This is a genomic window from Blastococcus sp. SYSU D00813 (assembly GCF_054050735.1).
The window spans coordinates 66,388-72,550 of the sequence record NZ_JBJGZX010000022.1; the positions used below are offsets into that span (position 1 = coordinate 66,388).

The window sequence follows — 6,163 nt, forward strand, 5'->3', positions numbered from 1 at the left end:
TGTCCGGACCGGTCGGGGTCAGCCGGTGGCGGTGGGGTCGGTGGTGGGCTCGGCGGTGCGGTCGGCGGCCAGCCGCACCCCCTCGACGATGCTCTGGTAGCCGGTGCAGCGGCAGATGTTGCCCGACAGGCACTCGCGGATCCGCCGGGTGCTCGGCGCCGGCTCCTCGGCCAGCAGCGCCACCGTCGTCATCACGAAGCCCGGTGTACAGAAGCCGCACTGGAACGCGTGGCTGTCGAGGAAGGCCTGCTGCACCGGGTGCAGCGTCTCCCCCTGTCCGGCCCCCTCTCCGGCCCCGTCTCCGGCGAGGCCTTCCACCGTGGTGACCTCCGCCCCGCGGGCCTGCACCGCCAGCAGGAGGCAGGAGCGGACGGCCGCACCGTCGACCAGCACGGTGCACGCCCCGCACACCCCGTGCTCGCAGCCCAGGTGCGTGCCGGTCAGGCCCAGCCCCTCGCGGAGGAAGTCGGCCAGGGTGGTGCGGACGTCGGCGGGGGCGGTGCGCTCCCGGCCGTTGACCCGCAGCGTGACGTCGGTCCTCGTGACGGGGGTGGTCATGCGGGTGCTCCTGCCCGGTCGGCCGCGGTGGTGAGGGCCCGGCGCACGGTGACGCGCGCGAGCTGGCGGCGGAACTCCCCGCTGCCGTGGACGTCGGAGGCGAGCTCCAGGCCGGCGACGGCGTCGTCGGCGGCCGCGGCGAAGGACTCCGCCGAGGCCGGCGCCCCCGCCAGCGCAGCCTCCACCGCCGGCAGCCGCAGCGGCACGTCGGCGACGCCGACGAGGCACAGCCGGGCGGACCCGACGGTGCCGGCGGCGGACAGGGCGACCATCGCGGCGACCCCGACGAGCGCGAAGTCGCCGTGCCGGCGGGCGACCTCGGTGAACGCCCACCCGGCGCCGGTTGGGGTGCCCGGGACCCGCACCTCGGCCAGCAGCTCGTCGTCGGCCAGCGCGGTCGTGTAGTGGCCCTGGAAGAACTCCGCCGCCGGCAGGACCCGCTCCCCGCCCGAGCGGGACCGCAGCACCAGCGTCGCGTCGGTGACCGCGGCGACGGCGGGCAGCTCGGCGGAGGCGTCGGCGTGCGCGATGCTGCCGCCGATCGTGCCCCGGTTGCGGATCGCCTCGTGCCCGATCAGCGGCAGCGCCTCGGCCAGCACCGGCACCCGCTCGGCGACCAGCGCGGAGCGCTCCGCCGTCCGTTCGCGGGTCGTCGCGCCGAACGCGAGGCCGCCGTCCTCCTCGCGGACGCCGGCGAGGCCGGCGACGCCGTTCAGGTCGACGAGCACGCTCGGCCGGGCCAGCCGCATGGACAGCATCGGCAGCAGGCTCTGCCCGCCGGCGATCACCTTGGCCTCGTCGCCGTGCTCGGCCAGCAGGTCGAGGACCTCGTCCTCGGTGGTGGGCGCGGCGTAGGCGAACGGTGCGGGCTTCACCGGGCCGGCCCCGCCCCGCCGGGGACCGCCCCGACCAGCTCCAGGACGCGGGAGGGCGGCAGGTGCTGTTCGCGCACCTGCGCGCCGAAGGGTGCGAGCGCGTCCTCGATCGCGGAGGTGATGGCGGCCGGGGCGACGATCATCCCGCCCTCCCCCACCCCGCGGAAGTTGACGTCGGGGTCGTTGAGCACGGTCTGCACGTGGTGGACCTCGATGTCGGGGACGAGGGTGCTGGTGGGCATGAGGTAGTCCAGGAAGGAGGCGGAGACGAACTGCCCGTCCTCGTCGTAGGCGGCGTGCTCGAGCAGCACCGCGCCGACGGCCTGGGCGACGCCGCCGCGGATCTGCCCCTCGACGATCGCCGGGTTGACCGGCAGGCCGCAGTCCTCGACGACGACGTAGCGCTCGAAGGCGACCAGGCCCGTCTCGACGTCGACCTCGACGACGCAGGCGTGCACGCCGCCGGACCAGCCGCCCTCCCCGCCGTCGAACTCCTCGGTGACGCGCAGGTCGGCGTCGGCGCCGGCGGGCAGGCGCTCCGGCTCGGCGGCGGCGACCCGGGCGAGCTCGGCCAGGGGCAGCGACACCCCGGGCGTGCCCCGGACCGTCACGGTGCTGTCGGCGAGCTCGAGGTCGGCGGCGTCGGCCTCGAGCAGCTCGGCGGCCAGCGCGAGGACCTTGGCCTTCAGCGCCCGGGAACCGTGCAGCACGCTGCCGTTGGCCATCGTCGCCGCGCGGCTGCCGCCGGTGCCGACGAGCGCGACCGGGGTGATGTCGGTGTCGCCCCAGCGGACCTCGACGTCGGTGAAGCGCACGCCCATCTCGTCGGCGGCCACCTGCGCCAGCGTCGTCTGGTGGCCCTGCCCGTGCGGCTGCTGGCGGGTGGTGACGACGACCTTGCCGCGCTCGTCGACGGCGAGGTGGGTCGTCTCGTTGCCGACGATGTCCGGCGTCCGCTCGCCGTTCGTCCTGGGCGGCGGCGCGCCCTCGAGGTAGGCGGCCAGACCCAGCCCGAGGTACCGGCCCTGCTCGCGGGCCGCCCGCTGCCGCTCGCGGAATGCCGGGACGTCGACCAGCCGCACCGCCTCGGCCAGGCACTCCTGCGTGGTCACGCCGGTGTAGGGCGTGCCGGTGAGCATCGCCAGCGGCGGCTCGTCCCGGACGACGTAGTTGCGCCGGCGCACCTCCGCCGGGTCCAGGCCGAGCTCGCGCGCCACGATGTCGAGCGAGCGCTCGCGCAGGAAGTCGCCGGTCGCCCACGGCCCGCGGTAGCTGACGTAGGTGGCCTTGTTGCTGAAGACGGCGGTGGCCTGGGCGTGCAGGCCCTCCAGCTTCAGCGGGCCCTGGAAGAACATGACGGCCGCCATCGCCATGGACGAGCCGGGGAACGGGTCGGCCAGGTAGGCGCCGGCGTTGAGGACCAGGTCGAGGCGGGCGCCGAGGACCCTGCCGTCGTCGGTCACGGCGAGCTCGACGTCCGCCTTCTCCTCGCGGGCGTGCCCGCCGCTGGACAGGTGCTCGAGCCGGTCCTCCACCCACTTGACCGGCCGGCCGAGGTCCTTGGCGACCGCGGCGACGGCGACGTCCTCGCGGAACACGCTGTTCTTCAGCCCGAAGCCGCCACCGACGTCGGCGGCCAGCACCCGGATCCGCTCCATCGGGACGCCGATCTGCGGCGGGAGCAGCAGGCGCAGCATGTGCGGGGACTGGGTGCTGGCGTGCAGCGTCAGCTTCTCCTCGGCGGCGTCCCAGCCGGCGACGATCCCGCGGGTCTCCATCGGGTTCGGGTGGTGGCGGTGTACGGAGATGGTGGTGCGCAGCACCCGATCGGCGCGGGCGAAGGCCCCGTCGACGTCACCCAGCGGCAGCTGCATCCGGAACGCGAGGTTGGAGCCGACCTCGTCGAAGACCGGCGGCTTCGCGGGGTCGAGCGCGTCGGCGTAGGTGACGACCGGCTCGAGCGGGTCGATGTCGACGGCGATGAGCTCCAGGGCGTCCTCGGCGACGTAGCGGCTCTCGGCCACGACGAGGGCGACGGGGTCGCCGACGTGCCGCACCTTGTCGGTGGCCAGGGCGTACGCGGCGGGGATCGCCATGCCCGGCATCTGGTCCATCCCGGCGATCGCGCCGGGCCTCCCGGGTCGCGTGAGGCGCTGGATGTCGGCGCCGGTGTAGACGGCGACCACGCCGGGCAGCTGCCGGGCCTCCTCGGCGTCGACCGACAGCAGCCGGCCGTGCGGCGCGTAGCTGCGCAGGAAGGCCGCGTGCAGCATGCCGGGGAGGACGACGTCGTCGAGGTAGCGGCCGCGGCCGGTGAGGATCCGCGGGTCCTCGACCCGGCGCACGCTCGTCCCGACGTTGCGCGCCGCGCCGACCCCGGTGACCGTCACGCCGTTCCCCCTCCGCCGACCGCGCCGGGCGTCCGCCCGGCTGGATGCTGGCGGAACCGGGGCGGATGTGGCAAGGGTCACGGTATGGCGGACCGCAGACGACGAGGGGCCGCCCCGGGTCTCCCCGGGACGGCCCCTCGCCGCGGCCGCGGACGGTCAGCTGTGCACGTCCTCCACGTCCTCGCCGGCGAGGACGTCGGCGATCCAGTCGATCAGCCGGGTGCCGCCGACCTCGGTCTCGTAGACCTCGTCCCGCGCGGTGAGCACGTGCGTCGTGCCGGGGCTGACCCAGGTGTCGAGCTCGACGCCGGCGGACTCGATGGCCTGCGTGTTGGTGTCGATCAGCTGGACCAGGGGTGTGTCGGCGAAGCCGATGAGGTCGGCGAAGCTGCGCTGGACCTCGTCGTCGGCGGTGTTGATCGTCGCCAGCCGGATGCCGGGCACGTGCTCGCTGGTCTGCACGAACAGGCCGGGCAGGGACCACGCCGTCGGCGGGTCACCGGCGGTCTCCGGCCAGGCCGGGAGGTCGTCGAAGATCCCCCACAGGCCGCCGATCACGCTGGTGATCGCCTCGTCGCCCGGGTAGGCGCCCGAGGCGTCGGCGAGCACGGTGATCTCGGCGTCGGGCAGCGCGTCGTGGACCAGCCCGCCGTAGAGCGGGGCGCCGGCCGAGCCGGCGCTCTGCCCGAACACGATCACCTCGGAGGCGTCCGGGAACTCCTGGGCCAGGGTCTCCAGCGCCGCGCCGGCGTTGGTCCGGCCCACGTGCTGGACGACCACGCCGCCGCCGTAGTCGTGGGTGGCGCTGCCCAGGTGCAGGTCGCCGGTGCAGTAGGGCACGTAGACGACGCTGGCCCCGGCGAGCGGGTTCTCCGGGTCGGCGAGGTCCAGGAGGCCGCCGACGCCGCCCTCTCCGCCCGGACCGTCCGGGGAGTCCTCGGCGAGGTTCGGCTTGAAGGTGGCCGACTCGCCGGGGGCGCAGGTCTCGGCGCTGAAGCAGGCGCCGCCGCCCTCGAGGAAGAAGACGACGCGGTCGCTGTCGCCGCGGTGGATCCAGTAGTGGAACTCGGAGGCGTCGCTGCACTGGCACTCGGCCGGGGCGTCCACCTGCTCCCAGGTGATCTCCTGGGGGGTGCCGGCGGCGCTGGTCTCGGTGGCGGCCGAGGACGCGTCGGCGGCGGAGTCGTCGTTCGTGGCGTCGTCGTCGGAGCAGGCCGCGAGCCCGGTGAGGGTGAACAGCGCGACGACGGGCGGTAACAGGCGGCGGAACATGGCCGGAGCGTAGCGGCACCCTACCGGCCAGTAACACCCGGGCTGTGACGCGCGGCACGCCCGGACCGCGGTCGCGACGAGGGTCAGGTCCCGGCGAGGAGGCGCCGCAGCGGCGCCGGCACGGCGGCCGGGTCGAGGTGCTCGACGAGGGCGCGGGCGTACCGGGCCTTGCGGCCGCTGGTCGTGCCCAGCCACCGGCGCAGCTGCGCCTCGGGCGGGCGGCCCCGCTGCGCCGGCTGGCGCCGGAAGGCGGCCAGTGCACGGGCCTCCCCCTGCGCCGCGGCCACCGCCTCCACCCCCGCCACGCCGACTGCGCGGACGAGCTCCTCCTCCAGGTCGGCCACGCAGGCGGTGAACCCCGCGGCCGCCAGGTCCGCCCCGGCGTCGCACCCGAGCGCCCGGCGGACGACGTCGGCCTCGGCCGCGTCGTAGAGGCCGCGCACCCGCACCCCTGGCGGGATCGCCGCCAGACAGCGCCGGATCCCGGTGGCCCCGCCCATCGCGACGACCTCGACCCCCTCCGCCGCGAGGTCGCGGCCCTGCCCGCGCGCCGCCGCGAGCACCGCCTCCCGGTCGCTCCCGCCCTCGACGAGGAGCACCGTGTGCGGCGCCGTCGCGTGCTGCCCGGGGCCCACCCCGGGACCCTCCCACGCAGGCCGGGACCGGACGAGCCGTGCGGCCTCCCGGCCGCCACGGACATGACGATCGCGTGACGGGCCGTTTGGGGAGCCCGCCCGACCGGGCACCGAGCCGCCATGATCGGTTTCCTCGTCGCCGGCCTCGTCATCGGGGCCCTGGCCCGCCTCATCAAGCCCGGGCGTCAGCGGCTGGGCATCCTGGCCACCCTGCTCCTGGGGATCGTCGGCTCCGTCATCGGCGGCACGATCGCCAACCTGCTGGGCACCGGGGACATCTGGGAGCTCAACGTGCTCGGGTTCGTCTTCGCCGTGATCGCCGCCGTGCTCCTCATCGGCGTCGCCGAGAGCCTGGCCGGCTCCCGCTCCCGCGCTGTGCGCTGACCCCACCGGCTCCTCCGACCGGCTGCGGCCGGGCCCCGTGCGGGGCCCG

At 75.7% G+C, this 6,163-nt stretch carries 6 protein-coding genes; 1 reads left to right on the forward strand and 5 read right to left on the reverse strand.

Going from position 1 to position 6,163, the window contains the following annotated elements; genetic code table 11:
* Window positions 1–18: 18 nt before the first annotated feature.
* The 5 genes from ACI8AX_RS15620 to ACI8AX_RS15640 form a co-directional block, all read right to left on the reverse strand.
* Window positions 19–558 carry a (2Fe-2S)-binding protein gene (locus tag ACI8AX_RS15620; protein WP_456550752.1) on the reverse strand — a complete coding sequence of 180 codons (540 nt, stop codon included), beginning with the start codon at window positions 556–558 and terminating at the stop codon, window positions 19–21.
* Complete coding sequence (locus tag ACI8AX_RS15625; RefSeq protein WP_456550753.1) at window positions 555–1,433, reverse strand: FAD binding domain-containing protein; 879 nt, start codon at window positions 1,431–1,433, stop codon at window positions 555–557. The genes ACI8AX_RS15620 and ACI8AX_RS15625 overlap by 4 nt, the downstream gene beginning before the upstream one ends.
* Window positions 1,430–3,823: a xanthine dehydrogenase family protein molybdopterin-binding subunit gene (locus ACI8AX_RS15630; protein WP_456550754.1), complete on the reverse strand. Its 2,394-nt coding sequence runs from the start codon at window positions 3,821–3,823 to the stop codon at window positions 1,430–1,432. Before ACI8AX_RS15630 ends, ACI8AX_RS15625 begins: the two co-directional genes overlap by 4 nt.
* A gap of 156 nt (window positions 3,824–3,979) precedes the next feature.
* On the reverse strand, window positions 3,980–5,095 hold the full coding sequence (locus tag ACI8AX_RS15635; RefSeq protein ID WP_456550755.1) for a pectin acetylesterase-family hydrolase: 1,116 nt from the start codon (window positions 5,093–5,095) through the stop codon (window positions 3,980–3,982).
* A gap of 83 nt (window positions 5,096–5,178) precedes the next feature.
* Window positions 5,179–5,730, reverse strand: coding sequence for a TOPRIM nucleotidyl transferase/hydrolase domain-containing protein (locus ACI8AX_RS15640; RefSeq protein WP_456550756.1), 552 nt, complete (start codon window positions 5,728–5,730; stop codon window positions 5,179–5,181).
* Between the two features lie 120 nt (window positions 5,731–5,850).
* Between ACI8AX_RS15640 and ACI8AX_RS15645 the strand changes: the two genes are divergently transcribed.
* Complete coding sequence (locus ACI8AX_RS15645; protein WP_456550757.1) at window positions 5,851–6,114, forward strand: GlsB/YeaQ/YmgE family stress response membrane protein; 264 nt, start codon at window positions 5,851–5,853, stop codon at window positions 6,112–6,114.
* Window positions 6,115–6,163 lie beyond the last annotated feature (49 nt).

Coding starts and splice junctions, on each gene's coding strand:
- ACI8AX_RS15620 (WP_456550752.1), bottom strand. CDS start 558: ATGACCACCCCCGTCACGAGGACCGACGTCACGCTGCGGGTCAACGGC.
- ACI8AX_RS15635 (WP_456550755.1), bottom strand. CDS start 5,095: ATGTTCCGCCGCCTGTTACCGCCCGTCGTCGCGCTGTTCACCCTCACC.
- ACI8AX_RS15645 (WP_456550757.1), top strand. CDS start 5,851: ATGATCGGTTTCCTCGTCGCCGGCCTCGTCATCGGGGCCCTGGCCCGC.